12 protein-coding genes and 3 pseudogenes are annotated in these 15,629 nt (G+C 68.9%); 9 read left to right on the top strand and 6 right to left on the bottom strand.

Annotated features, from left to right (window positions below):
• Window positions 1-69 precede the first annotated feature (69 nt).
• Window positions 70-1,533 carry an MFS transporter gene (locus tag QF035_RS04325; protein ID WP_307518234.1) on the top strand — a complete coding sequence of 488 codons (1,464 nt, stop codon included), beginning with the start codon at window positions 70-72 and terminating at the stop codon, window positions 1,531-1,533.
• A 98-nt stretch (window positions 1,534-1,631) separates the two neighbouring features.
• The gene (locus tag QF035_RS04320) at window positions 1,632-2,840 is read left to right on the top strand and encodes an FAD-dependent monooxygenase (protein ID WP_307518232.1); all 1,209 of its coding nucleotides are present in this window, start codon (window positions 1,632-1,634) and stop codon (window positions 2,838-2,840) included.
• Between the two features lie 78 nt (window positions 2,841-2,918).
• Here the strand turns inward: QF035_RS04320 and QF035_RS04315 are convergent, their stop codons facing one another.
• The gene (locus tag QF035_RS04315) at window positions 2,919-4,436 is read right to left on the bottom strand and encodes a hypothetical protein (protein WP_307518231.1); all 1,518 of its coding nucleotides are present in this window, start codon (window positions 4,434-4,436) and stop codon (window positions 2,919-2,921) included.
• A gap of 59 nt (window positions 4,437-4,495) precedes the next feature.
• Here QF035_RS04315 and QF035_RS04310 point away from each other — a divergent pair.
• Window positions 4,496-4,873: pseudogene (locus QF035_RS04310) on the top strand (FAD-dependent oxidoreductase); the annotation flags it as partial.
• 35 nt (window positions 4,874-4,908) lie between these two features.
• On the opposite strand, the gene QF035_RS04305 reads toward QF035_RS04310, so the two are convergent.
• A complete protein-coding gene (locus QF035_RS04305) occupies window positions 4,909-6,099 on the bottom strand; it encodes an MFS transporter (RefSeq protein WP_307518229.1) in 1,191 nt (396 codons plus the stop codon).
• A 302-nt stretch (window positions 6,100-6,401) separates the two neighbouring features.
• Between QF035_RS04305 and QF035_RS04300 the strand changes: the two genes are divergently transcribed.
• On the top strand, window positions 6,402-7,508 hold the full coding sequence (locus QF035_RS04300; RefSeq protein WP_307518227.1) for a DUF4037 domain-containing protein: 1,107 nt from the start codon (window positions 6,402-6,404) through the stop codon (window positions 7,506-7,508).
• 220 nt (window positions 7,509-7,728) lie between these two features.
• Here the strand turns inward: QF035_RS04300 and QF035_RS04295 are convergent, their stop codons facing one another.
• Window positions 7,729-8,106 (bottom strand): SRPBCC domain-containing protein, encoded by a 378-nt coding sequence (locus tag QF035_RS04295; protein WP_307518225.1) that lies wholly within the window; start codon window positions 8,104-8,106, stop codon window positions 7,729-7,731.
• Window positions 8,107-8,170: 64 nt separating this feature from the next.
• Window positions 8,171-8,593, bottom strand: coding sequence for an ankyrin repeat domain-containing protein (locus tag QF035_RS04290; RefSeq protein WP_307518224.1), 423 nt, complete (start codon window positions 8,591-8,593; stop codon window positions 8,171-8,173).
• Window positions 8,594-8,702: 109 nt separating this feature from the next.
• Here QF035_RS04290 and QF035_RS04285 point away from each other — a divergent pair, with 109 nt between their 5' ends.
• The 3 genes from QF035_RS04285 to pepN all read left to right on the top strand — a co-directional run bounded on the left by QF035_RS04285 (window position 8,703) and on the right by pepN (window position 12,798).
• On the top strand, window positions 8,703-9,665 hold the full coding sequence (locus QF035_RS04285) for an NAD(P)H-dependent flavin oxidoreductase (protein WP_307518223.1): 963 nt from the start codon (window positions 8,703-8,705) through the stop codon (window positions 9,663-9,665).
• Window positions 9,666-9,773: 108 nt separating this feature from the next.
• Window positions 9,774-10,181 carry a nuclear transport factor 2 family protein gene (locus tag QF035_RS04280; RefSeq protein WP_307518221.1) on the top strand — a complete coding sequence of 136 codons (408 nt, stop codon included), beginning with the start codon at window positions 9,774-9,776 and terminating at the stop codon, window positions 10,179-10,181.
• Between the two features lie 136 nt (window positions 10,182-10,317).
• Entirely contained in the window at window positions 10,318-12,798 is a 2,481-nt protein-coding gene (pepN, locus tag QF035_RS04275) for an aminopeptidase N (protein ID WP_307518220.1), read from the top strand.
• Between the two features lie 18 nt (window positions 12,799-12,816).
• On the opposite strand, the gene QF035_RS04270 is transcribed toward pepN, so the two are convergent.
• Window positions 12,817-13,542 carry an alpha/beta fold hydrolase gene (locus tag QF035_RS04270; RefSeq protein ID WP_307518219.1) on the bottom strand — a complete coding sequence of 242 codons (726 nt, stop codon included), beginning with the start codon at window positions 13,540-13,542 and terminating at the stop codon, window positions 12,817-12,819.
• Between the two features lie 155 nt (window positions 13,543-13,697).
• Here QF035_RS04270 and QF035_RS04265 point away from each other — a divergent pair, with 155 nt between their 5' ends.
• Window positions 13,698-14,531 (top strand): helix-turn-helix domain-containing protein, encoded by an 834-nt coding sequence (locus QF035_RS04265; protein ID WP_307518217.1) that lies wholly within the window; start codon window positions 13,698-13,700, stop codon window positions 14,529-14,531.
• A gap of 13 nt (window positions 14,532-14,544) precedes the next feature.
• Here QF035_RS04265 and QF035_RS04260 read toward each other — a convergent pair.
• Window positions 14,545-14,917, bottom strand: a pseudogene (locus tag QF035_RS04260) (ABC transporter permease); the annotation flags it as partial.
• On the opposite strand from QF035_RS04260, the pseudogene QF035_RS04255 reads away from it, so the two are divergent.
• A pseudogene (locus QF035_RS04255) lies at window positions 14,876-15,628 on the top strand (sensor histidine kinase); the annotation flags it as partial. The pseudogenes QF035_RS04260 and QF035_RS04255 overlap by 42 nt on opposite strands.
• Window position 15,629 lies beyond the last annotated feature (1 nt).

Raw genomic sequence — 15,629 nt, 5'->3', positions numbered from 1 at the left:
GCAGCCGTCCCCGCACTCTTCACCCGTCGCAGAAGTGGACGGACACGAACCCGTAGTGAGGAGTCCTCAATGCAGCAGAGCAGGACCGGAAGTACAGACACCGGACTGCACACGAGATGGAACGGGCGGCTCATCGGGCTGGTGGTTGTCCTGGCCCTCGTGAACTTCGTGGTCGACTCGGCCATCACCGCGCCACTGCTCGTCCTCCCGGAGATGCTCGACCATTTCGGTACCGACCAGGCGGCGTGGCTCAACGCCACCGCGATGCTGGCTGGGGTGATGTGGGCACCCCTGCTCGGAAAGAGTGCCGACATCTACGGCAAGCGCAGGGTGCTCGTGGTGGCCTTGCTCCTCAGCTGCGCGGGCGCCCTCTTGTGCGCGGTGGCCCCCAGCCTCTGGGTGTTCGTGCCAGGGCGCATGCTTCAAGGAGCGTCTCTGGCCGCGGTGTTCCTCTCCGTCGCGATCGTTCGAGGTGTCTGCGCACCCCGCATCGCGATGATCGTCGTGGGCATCGTCACCTCCAGCTCCGCGGTGCTCAACATCGCGTCGCGTTTCCTCATCGAGAAACTGGCCACGGAGTTCGGCTTCCAGATCCTGTTCCTCCTGTCGGCCCTCGTCGGGGCCGCGATGGCGATCTGCGTGCGGAAGGTGATTCCCGAATCCCTGGTCAAGACGCCAGGCAAGATCGACGTCGCCGGTGCCCTCCTTCTCGGCGGAGGTCTCGCCGGGGTACTCAGCTATGTCAGCCTCGGCTCGGACCTCGGTTGGCTCGCCGCCGGCCCGCTGGCTCTCCTCGTCGGCGGCGTCGCGGCACTGGTCAGGTGGTTCCTGGTCTCGAGCCGGAAGCCCGACCCCCTGATCGATGTCAGGGACCTCGATGGGCCACTGGTGCTCATGCTCCTCGTCGTCTTCCTCGGAGCCGGTTCGTACCAGAGCATGCTTCAGCTCATTCCTCTCATCGGTGACGTCTCGGCGGATCAGCAACTCGGGTACGGACTGGCCGACCAGGGATCAGTCGCACAGTTGCTCGCGGCGCCCGGACTCGGAGTCATGCTCGGAGGTCCGGTTGCCGGATGGCTTGGCGCACGCATCGGACCGGCCTCGACGCTGGCCGGGACAGTCATGCTCGGAACGGTGGTGACCATCGGGATGTTCCTCGGGGCCTCCCAGCTTGCCGTCGCGCTCTGCTGCGCATTCCTGCTCGGTGTCACGGTCGGAGCGCTCGGCACATCCGGCTTCAACATGGCGGGCAGCCTGGCGTCCGCCGAACGGCAGGGCATCGTGTCCAGCCTGGTCATGGTCATGGTGTCGATCGGGTCGGTGGTCCTGAACTTCGTGGGCGCGGCCGTTCTCAAGTCGACCGCCGTCGTGGTCGAAGGCGAGACAACGAACTCGGCCACCGGCGTATTCAGCTACATCGCGATCGCTTCCGGCGCGTTCGCAATCGCCGCGGTGCTGGTCGTCATGCTCGTACGAAGCACACGCCGCAGCCGCATCATGCCGGCGCCCGACCTGGAGCGGGAAGCGGTGTGATCGACCTCTGAAGGGGTCGGCAGAAGCCGAAAGTCTCCTCGCGTACACGTAATCCGAGTTGGTCTTCGAATTCCTCATAACGGACTGGGAGTTGACGAATGAACATAGGAACTGCATCGAAAGGTACGGTCCTGGTCTCCGGCGCGAGCATCGCGGGTCCGGCCGTGGCGTTCTGGCTGCAACGGTACGGATTCACGGTGACGGTGGTGGAGAGGTCCACCGGGCTGCGGGGTGGTGGCTACCCGATCGACGTACGTGGCACGGCGGTTGAGGTCGCTCGCCGGATGGGAATCCTGCCGCAGCTCCAGAAAGCGCATATCGAGTCACGCCGGTTGACCTTCCTCGATGCCGACGGCAGTGCGGTGGCGGTGGTTCATCCGCAGGCGGTGGTCGGCGGCGTCGAGGGACATGATGTCGAGGTGCCTCGCGGGGACTTGGCGGAAGTCCTGTACGGGGCCGTCCGTGACGAGGTGGAGTTCGTGTTCGACGACTCCATCAATGCGCTCAAGGAACACGAGCACGGTGTCGACGTCATCTTCCGCAGCGGCGTCCAACGCAGTTTCGACCTGGTTCTGGGCGCGGACGGACTGCACTCGCGGACCCGGGAGCTCGTATTCGGCCCCGAGCAGCAATTCCACCGCTACCTCGGGTACTGCTTCGCCATCTTCACCATGCCCAACACGCTGGGCCTCTCCCATGAAGCACTCATCTGGAACACCCCCGGAAGGGCCGCGGCGCTCTACGCGGTCAAGGACGGCAACGAGCTGCACGCATTCCTCAACTTCGCTCAACCCGAGCAACCGCACGAGGTCCTCCGCGACTCCGAGGCACAACGTGATCTCGTTGCCACCACCTTCGCCGACGACGGATGGGAAATCCCGGCCATGGTCGCCGCCATGCGCCACGCCAACGATTCGTTCTTCGACACCGTGAGCCAAGTCCACATGCCGTGCTGGTCCAGCGGCCGGGTCGCGTTCCTCGGCGATGCCGCCTACGCCCCCTCGTTCCTGACCGGGCAAGGCTCCAGCCTCGCCCTCGTCGGCGCCTACATGCTCGCCCGCTCGCTGGCCGCCCAACGCGACCACACCGTGGCCTTCGCCGCCTACGAACGCGACATCCGCGGATTCGTCGAACTGAACCAGGCACAGGTGGGTGAACGCGACGCGGCGCTCTTCCCCACGACGGCCGAGGCCCTTGAAAGGCGCAACAAAAGGCTTCGTGGTCTCACCGCTCTGCCACCAAAAGCCGGGCGCCCGGCCCACACAGCCCTCACATTGCCCGAACACATCGGGGACCGTGGCAACTGAATTCATCGAGGCCGATTTCAATCGGCAGATCGGCGCATGAGCCAGCGGGCTGAGCGATTCCCTTGGCGGGCAAGGCAGTTACGGTCGGGGCACCAGGTCCGACATCACCGCAGGCGGCAGCGACGGGTTGGCGGCAGCCGCTTCGACCACCCGCCAGTCGGTGTCGGTGAGGAGGTCCACGATCACCGGCGGCGGGAGCGCCGGGTGGCCGGCGGCGATGGGCCTCGCCCTTTTGTCTGCCAAGCAGGCGAGCAGCGCCGGGGCGGTCGCATTGCGATGCCGGGCGACCTCGCGCAGTGCCTTCTGCACCGGTGGTTGGTGCTGGGCCAGGTCCTCCAGTAGCGCCGGAGCCGTGTCCGGATTGGCCGCCACCTTGGCAAGGACCCGGGATCCGTGCCGGTCGACCATGGTGCGCAACCGCGCTTCGGAGAGCCCCGGGTGCCCGGCGATGGACTTGACCACTTTCGCGTCAGGGTCGGTGGCCAACGCGTCACGAATCTCGGTCGGCAGATCACGTCGTTGGGCCAGGAGCATCCGTACGGCAGGGTTCGGTGACTTGGCCAGTTCCTCGACCTCCATGGGTGCGGCGGCGGCGATCCGCGGCAGCAGGGTGGCACCGATCTTGGCAGTGTCGGCCAGGTCGGTGAGCACATCGAGCGGTACGTGCGGGTTGTGTGCGAGCCTGCGCCGTACTTCGTGGCCCTGGTCGCCGGCCAGTACGCGGATCAGGGCTTCGTCGATCGCGGGATTCTCGGCGAGGTCGGCTCGTACGCCGGGAGTGCCGTCCACGGCGAGTCGTCCGCACACCTCGGAAGGCAGGTCCGGGCGGGCCGCCAGTGCCCAGCGAAGCAGCGTCGACGGATGGCCGGCGAAGCCGATGACGGCCTCGGTTGGTGTGGCAGGGTTCCGCAGAGCCGCATGCTGCATGTCATGCATGGTGGACTCGTGGGAGCCGTCGCAGGAGGCGCCCGGCAGTAGATCGCAGTCGAGCCGGGCGCATTCAGGATCATGCACGAACGGCGTCTTTTCGCGGTCGCAGACCAGACACCGCCGCGCGGGCGCCAGCCCTTCGCCGGATATCAGCGCCGCCAGTACGGCCGACGGTGTTGCCTCGTTTGCCGCGACCGCGCGGCGGACCTCGGCATGCGGATGCTGCGCAAGCCTGGCTGCCATGTCCGGCGCGGCATACAGCGCGAGCTCCGCGACGACGCGTACGTCCGGGTCCGCGGCAAGTGACTTCACCACATCGGACGGGAGGCTGGGACAGGCAGCCAGCTTCTCCCGGTGCACAGCGACCGGATCTGCCGCGAGCAGGCGCGCCCACTCCGGTCTGCCGACGCCTTCATGGAGCAGGGCGAGGGCAGCGTGTGGCTGCGCCGCGGGATCGATGTCGGTGGCGGTCAGCCGGCCCTCGTACGCAAGCCGCCCTGCGCTCTCCTCGACGCGCGATACCAATGCAATCGCCTGAGCATGGCTGAGGTCCGCGCGACCGGCGAGGTCCGCGGCGATGTCGGTGTCCGCGACCGCGATCAGCCGGTCGACCAACTCGGACGGCAGGGCCGCATTGGCGGCGAGCCCGCACAGGACGTGGTTCACGGAGGGCATCCTGCCTGGTCTGGGACCGGAGTGGCTCGTGGATTTCGACGTCGACGAGTTGGCACGAAGACCTGCGCGCGCTGGTCGCCGACGCCGACGGCCCCGCGGTACCTCGCCGGATCCACGCCCTGCCCGTCGGCCACCGCTGGGACCACCACGTCGGCATCACCCTCCTCGGTGACGCCGCGCACCTGATGTCCCCCTTCGCGGGCGAGGGAGCCAACCTGGCCATGCTCGACGGTGCCCGGCTCGGCCGGGCGATCGACGACCACCCCGGCGACAGCGAGTCCGCCCTCACCGCCTACGAACAGGAACTCTTCCCTCGTAGCGAGGCGTCCGCCACCGACTCCGCCGCCGGCCTGGAGATGATGTTCGGAGACAACGCTCTGGAGGGCCTGCTCGACCAGTTCGCCTCCCACCCCCACGCCGAGAACTGACGCTTGCCGCAGCACCCCGGGGAGGAGCCCACACCTCACGCGCTCGTTCGCACCGGACGCCGGAGCAAGTAGACGCCCGCGGTCGAGACCAGGACGGCCATACAGGCGATGAACACCAGCCCGGCGCCCTCCAGGCCGATCGGACCCGTGAGTACTCCCACACCGATCACCGGCACCGAGATGCCCGCGTAGGCCACCACGAACAGCGTCGAGATCACCGACGCGCGGCGGTCCGTGGGAGACGCCTGGGCCACCGCGGACAGCGCCCCGCGAAAGGCCAGGCCCTGCCCGACTCCACCGACGATCGCGCTCAGCACCACCAGCGAGAGCAGGTCCCAGTGCAGCGCGCCCGCGAGCAGCGCCAGTCCGGCGAGGAGCCCGGCGCAGCCCAGCGGCAGCGATCGTTCCAACCCGACCCGGCCGACCACCAGTTGCCCTGCGGTCGAGGAGAAGAAGGCGAGCGCGACGACAAGCCCGCTCACGGCGTGGTTGTCCACGTCCAGGGACTCCGCGAGGAACGCCGGGCTGACCGACGTGAACACCCCGAACAGCGCGAACCCCACGAACGAGGCGACCGCCGCAGGCCCGAACACCTTCCGCACCTGTGGGGGCACACCGGGCCGCTGTGGCCGTACCGTGCTCAGCGGCCGCCGCTCGCGGACGGCCTCCGGCAGCCACAGCAGGACGGCGGCCGAGCCGGTCACCAGCGCGAGGTGCACGACGAACGGCAGGTACAGCGGCCAGGGGGCGTACTGAGCGAGGATTCCGGCGAGCAGCGGACCGCAGCCCAGACCGCCCATGTTGGCGGCGGTCGCCACGAACGTGGCCCGGGACGCACCGCCGTCCGGTGCCAGCTCGATCACGTACACCGTGGCAGCCCCGGTGAAGAGACCGGCGGACAGTCCCGAGAACAACCGCCCCACATACAGCCAGCCCAGCCCGGTGGCGCACAGGAAGCAGACGGCGCTGGCCGCCGCGAACCCCAGGCCCCAGAGCAGCACAGGCCGCCTGCCCACGGCATCCGAGACGTTGCCCGTCAGCAGCAGCATGGCGATGACCCCGAAGGCGTACACGGCGTACACGACGGTCACCGTCAGCTCGGAGAACCCGAACTTCTCCTGGTAGAGGCTGTAGAGAGGGGTCGGCAGCGTGGTGCCGGCCATGCACACGGCGAACACCGCCCCGCTCAGCAAACACTGGCGCCACCCTCGGAGATCACCGTCCATGCCGCCGACGGTAATCCCGCGACCCGCCGGGCACCCGCGCGGCGTGCCCGAGGCGCCGCCATACGGGAAAGTGGCTGACGCCCAGGAACGGCCCCATTCCGGCTCGATGGCCCGAGTCGTCATGCGCCGCAGCGCGGTCGACGGCCGATCGGTCGTCTTCTGGCGGCCGGGCTGCATGTACTGCCTGCGACTGCGCATACGGTTGGGCCGCAATGCCCGCCAGTTACGCGCAGTCGGCCGCGCCCGCTCGACGTGGGAAAAGCCTTCGACCGACCGCACGCCGATCCGGCACCCTCCACGGCATGACCAAGCCGTCCTTCATCCCCGGACTGGAACTCTCCCGCCACTTCTACTTCGAAGCTGTACGGCCCCTGCTGGACGAAGTCGTCCCCGGAACTGCGCACTCCGCCGCCCGGCTGGGCAGCGGCTCGGAAGTCCTCGGATTCGACACCGCCCGCTCGGCCGACCACGAGTGGGGCCCCCGCCTCCAGCTCTTCTTGCACCCGCAGGACGTGACCCGTCATGGCGCGACGATCACGGAACTGCTCTCCGAACGCCTGCCGAAGACCTTCCGCGGCTATCCGACGCACTTCGCAGTGGCCGGAGAAGCGGGCATCGGGGTCATGCAGACGACCGACGGGCCGGTCCGTCACCGCGTCGAAGTCACGGATCCGGGCGCCTGGTTCACCGCGCAACTGGGCTTCGACCCGCGCAAGGACGTCACACTCGCGGACTGGCTGGCCACGCCCACTCAACTGCTTGCCGAGGCCACCGGCGGTGCCGTCTTCCACGACGGACTCGGCCGGCTCGCGACGGCGCGCGCAGCCCTCGACTGGTACCCCCACGATCTCTGGCTCTACGTACTCGCCTGCCAGTGGCAGCGCATCTCCCAGGAGGAAGCCTTCGTCGGCCGTTGCGGTGAAGTGGGCGACGAACTCGGCTCCGCCGTCGTCACCGGCCGCCTGGTGCGCGATGTGATGCGGCTCTGCCTGCTCATGGACCGTCGCTATCCGCCCTACAGCAAGTGGCTCGGCAGCGCCTTCGCCCGCCTTCCTCAAGCGTCCTCCCTCGCCCCGGTCCTCACCGCGGCCCACGCCGCCACCGACTGGCACATCCGCGAGCACCACCTGACCCGCGCTTACGAGGCCATCGCGGCCATGCACAACCAACTCGGCGTCACCGACCCCGTCGACCCCACCACGCGGCCCTACCACAGCAGACCATTCCAGGTGCTGCACGCCGAACGCTTCACCGAGGCGCTGATCGCCCGCATCACCGACCCGACGATTGGCTCCCTGCCGACGGTCGGTGCTGTGGACCAGTTCATCGACAGCACCGACGTCCTCAGCCGCCCGGAACTGACACGCGCCGCCACTCACGTGACGGTGTCTGAGCCCCCACCTGCGTAGTGCGGTCTGAAAGCGCCACACCGGACAAGCGGATCCTTGACCGGCTGGTGGCCCAGGTGATGGCCAAGTTGAGCGGGAGCCTTCCCAACAGGAGCCCGATCGATGTCCAGGGAAGTCATCTCCACGTGACGCGGTCATGCTCCACACGTTGCTCGTGCGACCCGAGGACGCCGACGGGTGCGGACGCCGGTGGGGACCGTCGCCCACTCCGTATCGAGTCCTACGCCTGGGCGAGCTTCGCCAGCAGTGAGAGTGAGTTCCGCCAGGCCATGGCGCTGGTGGCGGCGTCTTCCAGCGCGCCGCTCTCGCTGATCCGTACCAGCGTGCCGGTGCCTTCCGGCGAGAATGTGATCTCGACAAGGTCGCCCGGCTCCGGCAGCCATCGGAAGGCGAAACGGCGGCCGGGTTCCACAGCCACCACCGTGGCGCGAAAGCTGCCGTGCTCGTCCCACCGTAGGACCATCGCGCCACCGGCCACCAGCTCGATCTCGGCGCCCCCGAACGCGTACCACTGCTGGAAGTACTGCGGGTCGGTGATCAGCCGCCAGGTGCTGTCCGCGTCGGCAGGGACCAGGGTCTGCTCGGAGATTCTTTCCATCCCGTGACGGTAACGGGGCCGGGCGGCAAGTGCACCGAGCCGAGTCGGTCCGTCGGCGGCGGGGCTACGTGTCTGCCGCTCCCGCTCTCCTGAGGAGTTCGGCCGTCTCGAGGTGGGGGCCGATGTTCGCCCAGTGCAGCGGGGAGCGGCCTGAGCCGTGGTCTTCATGAAGGTTCGGATCGGCGCCGTGCGCCAATAGTTCGCGCACTGTGTCGGTGTGCCCCCAGCATGCGGCCGCGCACAACGGCGTGCCGTCCGAGCCGAGTCCGCTGCTCTCGGCGTCAGGGGCGGCTCCGGCCGTCAGGAGCAGGCGGGCGATCTGTGCTTCTCCGTTCACGGATGCCACGTACAGAGGGGTGGTGCCCTCGCTGTCTCCTTGCTCCGGGTCGGCTCCGGCCCGCAGCGCCGCCTGCACGCGGGCGGTGTCACCCGCCAGAATCGCTGCGAAGAGTTGGCGGGAGAGCTTCTTCCGCTGCCGCTGGTTCATGGGGGCCGAGGCTAACGACTGGGTGCGTGACGGAGCCAGTCATATCCACTCCGCCCACTCCACAGCAAGTGACGTTCGTGGAAGCGAGTTGAGGGGGATGAAGACGGCTATGGGACTGTCGACGCGGTTCACGGAGTTGCTCGGTGTGCAGCACCCGATCGCGCTGGCGCCGATGGGCGGATCGGCCGGTGGTGCGCTGGCGGCGGCCGTGTCTCGTGGCGGCGGGCTCGGGATGCTGGGCTCCGCGAACGGGGACCCGGAGTGGCTGGCCCGCGAGCTGCCGCTCATCGCGGAGGCCGGCGGGAGGTCGTGGGGCATCGGATTCCTGACCTGGCGGATCGACGCCGACGCGATCGAGCGGGCGCTTGAACACCGGCCCAGGGCAGTGATGTTGTCCTTCGGGGACCCGAGCCCGTTCGTTGAGCGCATCCGCGCGGCGGACACGGTGCTGATCATTCAGGTGACCGATCTGGAAGAGACCAGGCAGGCGGTTGACCTGGGTGCCGATGTCATCGTGGCGCAGGGTACCGAGAGCGGTGGGCATGGGGCTCGACAAGGGCGTTCCACCTTGCCGTTCGTGCCGGTCGTGGTGGATCTTGCGGACCCCGTGCCGGTACTGGCGGCAGGCGGGATCGCCGACGGCCGCGGGGTGGCGGCAGCCCTGGCGCTGGGCGCGGCGGGGGCGCTCGTCGGCACACGCTTCCAAGCCACGGCCGAGGCACTGGTGGATCCCTCGACCGCCAAGGCGATCGTCGAGGGACATAGCGAGGACACCGAGCGCAACCGGGTGCTCGACATCGCCCGAGGCTCCCGGTGGCCGTCGAAGTACACCGCTCGGACCCTGGGCCACCGCTACCTCGACCGGTGGCGGGGCAGGGAAGCCGAACTCGCCGCGGATCCCAGGGCCATGCAGGACTACCAACACGACGTGGCGCAGGGGGAGATCCCCTCGCTGCCGATGTGGGCCGGCGAGGCGGTCGACCTCATCACCGACCTGCCATCCGCAGCTGATCTCGTCACCACCCTGGCCACGCAGGCTGAAGACGCACTCAACCGTGCCGGAAGACTCTGATCGGACCGGCCGGCCATTGAGCGGGAGGTGAACGTTCGCGGAAACCACGTTCCCGCGAGCGTCGCTGTGGTGATGTGGTCCTTCGTGTCCGCGCCCAGGGAGGTCCCCGTGTCCAGAACGCCCCAGGAGATCTTCGAGAGTTACATCTACGCCGGCACCGTGAGCCGGAATGCCGATGCCCTGGCCGAGAGCTTCACCGAGGACGGCGTCTTTGAGGCACCGCTCGTGCCTGCCGGTGCCGCCTTCCCCAGGCGGATGGTCGGCCGGGAGGAAATCCGGACCGCCATGGCGGCGTACTACGAACAGCCCACGAAGGACGGCAGCTCGCCGAACTTCGAGAAGTCCGGGTACGTGCTGCACACCACCTCCAGCCCCGATGTCTTCATCGCCGAGATCGACACGGTCTTCGACGGAGACGGAGAGGACGTGACTGTCTCCCTGGTACAGATCTTCCGCATCCGTGACGGGAAGATCGCCCGGCTGCGTGACTACTTCGCGCCGGAGTTGGTGAGTTGAGTACGTCAGCGGTCCCGAGCAGGTGTGGCCAACGGCTTCCGCAGGGAACTCGAAGCCCGTTCGGCACGCCAAAATCCCTGCGCCCGCAGCCGCCCTCCGTCGTACGCTGACGCCGCTGTCTGACGAGGGAGGACGCATGGAGATCCGGAGCCTGACCCGTACCGAAGCCGAGCGCCGGGGTGCGTTGTTGGAGGTCGAGCGGTACGACGTGGACATCGACCTCAGCGGTCTGGCCGACGGGCCGGAGATCCGGTGTGTTTCCACCGTGGCCTTCAGCTGCCGTGAGCCCGGCGCGGAGAGCTTCGTGGACTGTGCGGCGGAGGTGCGGAGCGCCACGCTGAACGGCAGCCCCCTCACCTCCACCGGGGACGGCCGGATAGCTCTGCCCGCGCTTGCCGGGCACAACGTTCTGCGCGTGGAGAGCGTCCAGGCCGACACGACCACGGGCCAGGGCGTGCACAGGGCGATCGACCCCGCGGACGGCGAGGTCTACGTGTGGATGAGTTTCGAACCGGACGAGGCCCGCTTCGTCTGGGCGTGTTTCGACCAGCCCGACCTCAAGGCACCGCACGCCTTCACCGTCACGGCCCCGCCCGTGTGGACCGTCACCAGCAACTCCGGGGACCCGCGCATCGAGCAACTGGAATCGGCACGCCGCTGGACCTTCCCGGACACCCCGCCGCTGTCGACGTACAACACCGTCGTCAACGCGGGCCCCTTCCACGAGATCCGCCGCGAGGCCGACGGCCACGACCTGGGCATCTACGCCCGCCGCTCACTCGCTCCGATTCTCGAGCGTGACGCGGACGAGCTCTTCACCCTCACCCGTCAGGGCCTCGCCTTCTTCGGCGAGGTCTTCGCGATGCCGTTCCCGCAGCGCAAGTACGACCAGGTGTTCGTGCCCGAGTTCGGCGGGGCGATGGAGAACTACGCCTGTGTGACCTGGTCGGACGCGTTCCTGCGGCGGGCCACGCCGACGCCCGCCGAGAGCGAGCTGCTCGCGAAGGTGCTGCTGCACGAGATGGCGCACATGTGGTTCGGCAACATCGTCACGATGCGCTGGTGGGACGACCTCTGGCTGAACGAGGCGTTCGCGGAGTTCGCCTGCCACTGGGCCGCCGAGCGCGCCACCCGCTACACCGACGCGTGGGCGGGCCACCTGGCGGGCGACAAACTCAAGGCGTACCTCTCCGACCAAGGCCCCGTCTCGCACCCGATCCACCAGCCCATCCACGACGTCGCCCAGGCCGCGTCGATCTTCGACAACATCACGTATCCCAAGGGCGCTTCCGTCCTCCAGCAGCTCATGACGTATGTCGGCGAAGAGCGCTTCAGGGCCGGCATGACCGCCTACTTCGCGCGTCACGCGTGGGGCAGCGCCAGTCTCCAGGACCTGATCGACGCCCTCTCCGAGGCCAGTGGGCGGGACCTGGACAGCTGGCGGAGTGCCTGGCTCGCGACGGCGGGCACCGACCGCTTCTCACTGGAACGCGACGGCGACACCGTCACGTTGGTGGCGGCCGACTTTCCGCGTCCGCAGGTCCTGGCGGTGGGCGCGTACAGCCGGAACGGCGGGAACGGCAGCAACGGCAGGAACAACGACACGAGCGGCGAAGTCCTGGAACGCAGGGCGCTCGTGCGCGTCGAGGTCACGCAGACCCGCACTCCGGTCACCGGCCTCCCGGCCGAGGCCGACCTCGACGTTCTGCTGATCAACGACGAGGACCTGACCTTCGCCACGACCCGTCCCGACCCCGCGACCAGGGACGCCTTCTTCCGCGCGGCCGCACAACTGCCCACTGCCATCTCTCGGGGCGTGGCCACGGCGACCGTGTGGGACATGCTGACCACCGGCGAGGCCACGGCGGCGGAAGCCGGGCGGTGCATCACCGCCGTCCTCACGGCAGAGACGTCCGATGCCGTGATCGAGCCTTATCTGACCCTCGCCGCGACCATCGCCGAACTGTGGGCACCGGAAGGCGAACGCGCGGGACTGACGGCGGCGGTGGCGGAGGCCTGCAGGCGCCTCGCTGCGGATCCCGGCCGTCGCCAGGTCGCCCTGCGCGGACTGGCCCGCACCGCGACGAAACCGGACGACCTGGCGTGGCTCCGCGAACAGGCCGGCGACGACGTGGACCTGCTCTGGCGAGCGCTGGTCCGCGAGGCTGAACTGGGCGGGGACGTCTCGTCGGAGAGTGCACTCCTGCTGGAACGCGACCCGGACCCCGACGCCTGGGTCCGCGCCCTCACCGTACGGGCAGCCCTGCCGGACCCCGCCGCGAAGGCAGAGGTCTGGCAGAAGCTGGCGGTGGACCGTGCGGTGCCCGTCAACTCGGTCGGCCAGGTGGCGGCGGCGTTCTGGCGCCCCGACCAGGATGCCCTGTTGACGCCCTACACACAGCGCTACTTGGACTCGATCCCGCACCTGCATCGAGGCGGGATGATCCCGGCGATGGTCTTCGCAGGCCAGCTCTTCCCACCGCATGCCATCGACCCCACGTACATCGAGGAGGCCCAGAAGGCGTCCCACGACGCGGCCCCGGTGGTCCGCAACACCATCCTGGAACGCTCGGACACGGTACGGCGAATGCTCCGCTCCCGAACCGGGACGACCTGACCCGTAAAGGTGAGTGGGTCAGCCGAGCTTGAGCAGCAGTTCGGCGAGTTCGACCGGCATGGTGACCATGCAGTCGTGGCCGGTCGCCAGTTCCCACACCTCTGCTGGGGCGCCGTTGGGCTGTGTCGCGGGAACGGGACGCCGGTCGAAGCCGTCCGGCTTGCCGACAGTGCAGTGGATGTGGGTCCGCGGGACCGCGTTCACGGCCGGGTTGTCGAGTCGGACCGGTTGTTGGAGGCAGCGCACCGGCTGGTCCGACAGCATCGTGCGCAGCCAAGCGACGTCCGCCGGGTCGGTGACCCCGAACAGACCCGAGGGCGGGGGCAGTTCGGGCAGTGGCGGAACCCGCCAGCCACTGTCGGACTTCACGGCGAGGTCGATCAGGGCCTGGGTCACGGGCAGGACATCGGCCGCGCTCTCGCCGTCCTCCGGCACCATCGCATCGAGGTAGACCAGACGCGCGATCCGGTCCGGGACCTGGTTGGCCGCGGACGAGATGACCAGCCCGGCGTAGCTGTGCCCCACGAGGGTCACCTCGGTGAGGTCCTCCTCGACGATCAGCTTGACGATGTCGTCGACATGGGTGTCAAGGCCCACCTCGGGGCCGAGCAGGTGCGCCTTGTCGCCGTAGCCGGTCAGCGACGGCGTGAGCACCTGATGCCCGGCCGACGCCAGCAACGGAACCACCCGCTGCCAGCACTCTCCACTGTGCCAGGCACCATGAATCAGCAGATACGTCGACATGTTTGCTCCTTGCTGTGCTTGTCCGCGCTGCAGGCGGGCGATGACGTGGGCCGCCGGCCACGCTGCCGTCCAGCCTCCGACCGGGCCAGGGCCCCCGCGATCCTGGGGGTGACAGGACCAGGCACGCGCGCAGCCGGGCAGATTACAGTGGAGAGATGACCGACGGACCGAACCTGCTTGGCGATTACGTGCGCGCCCGCCGTGAGCTCGTCACTCCCGAACAGGTCGGTATCCCCGTCATGGGGGTACGGCGCGTACCGGGTCTGCGCCGGGAAGAGGTCGCGATGCTCGCCGGTATCAGCGTCGACTACTACCTGCGCCTGGAACAGGGCCGCGACCGCAACCCCTCCGTACAGGTCCTCGAGTCCCTCGCCCGCGTGTTGCGGCTCGACGACGACGCGACGGCATACCTGCTGCGCCTCGGCGCCGACAAACCCCGACGGCGCCAACGCCGACGCCGGAAGGAGATCGTTCCTCCGGGCATCGCCGGCCTCGTCGCCATGCTCCCGCTGCCCGCCACGGTCGAGGGCCGCTACTTCGACGTACTCGCCGCCAACGCCCTGGCGACCGCCCTGTCCCCGCGTCTCGTGGCGGGAGCCAACCGGCTGCGGGACGTGTTTCTCGACCCTGCCGAACAGGCCCTCTATCCGGACTGGGAGAACGCCACCGTGGGCATGGTCGCGGGCTTCCGCGAGTCCGTCGGCACCGACACGGACGACCCGCGATTCATCGAGCTCGTCGGCGAACTCTGCCTTGCCAGCCCCCGCTTCAGCCGGCTCTGGGCTCGCCACGACGTAGAGGCATGCGAAGGCGCACCCAAGCACATCGACCACCCTCAGGTCGGTGGCCTGCAGCTGAACCGGGAGAGGCTGGCCATCGGCGGCACGGCAGGCCAGATGCTCGTCGTCTACCATCCGGACCCCGGCACTGACAACGCCGACAAGCTGGCACTGCTCGCCTCTGCCATACAGATGTCTGTCCGGACGTGACGAGCCGCTGGACGGTGGCCAGGGCCTCCGTAGGGGTGAGCCGGGCCGCTCGGACCGAGGGGTAGACGCCGGCCACCACCCCGATCACCACGGCACCTCCCACGCCGCTCAGCACAGCCGAGACGGGGACGACCGGAGGCCAGTCGTGCCAGGACGCGTAGCCGACCGTGGCGAGGACGCCGATGACCGTGCCCGCCGGTCCGCCCAGCGTGGACAGGACGACCGACTCCGTCAGGAACTGACCGCGGATCTGCCCCCGGCTCGCACCCAGGGCGCGACGCAGCCCGATCTCTTGGCGCCGTTTCCAGCACCGAGACCACCATCGTGTTGGCCACCCCGATCCCGCCCACCAGCAGCGCGACTCCCGCGAGGCCCAGGAACAGCGCAAGGCGATGGTCAGCGACATCGCCCATGAGCTTCACAGCCCGCTCAACAACATCCGGGTCTGGCTGGAGGCCGCGGAGGACGGAGTCGCTGAGTCCGACGACGAGTTCACCACCTCGCTCCTGGAGGAGGCGCTGCAACTGCAGCACCTCATCGACGACTTGCAGGGCTTCGCCGCAGCCGACGCGGGTGTGCTGCGGCTGCACCGCGAGGATGTCTTCGTACGGGACCTCCTCCACCAGGTGGCGACAGCACACAGTGCTGCGGCGGACGCGGCCGGAGTAATCCTCACCGTCCGCACGGACGACGATCCGAAGCTGTACGCCGATCCCGTACGCATCCGCCAGATGATCGGCAACCTGGTGTCGAACGCGGTGCGGCACACGGCGGCCCGGGGCAGTGTCGAACTGCGCGCGGTCGGCGCGGAGTCCGGGGTGACCATCGAGGTCAGGGACACCGGCCATGGCATCGAGCCGGAGGAACTGCCGTATGTCTTCGACCGTTTCTGGCGAGCGGAGAAATCCCGCAGCCGGTCCACCGGCGGCAGTGGGCTCGGCCTGGCCATCGTCCGCCAGCTCACCCACGCCCACGACGGGACGGTCACGGTCCACAGCACTCCGGGGGCAGGCATGGTCTTCGGCGTGAGGCTGCCTGTCGTACGTGCCGACGGGCAGAGGAGCCGACTGACTCGGACCCCCCTCCGCCCGAGGTGAC

Source organism: Streptomyces umbrinus, from assembly GCF_030817415.1.
GTDB lineage: Bacteria > Actinomycetota > Actinomycetes > Streptomycetales > Streptomycetaceae > Streptomyces > Streptomyces umbrinus_A.
The sequence above is the reverse complement of the archived record's forward strand: the minus strand, read 5'-3'. Positions and strand labels throughout refer to the sequence as shown.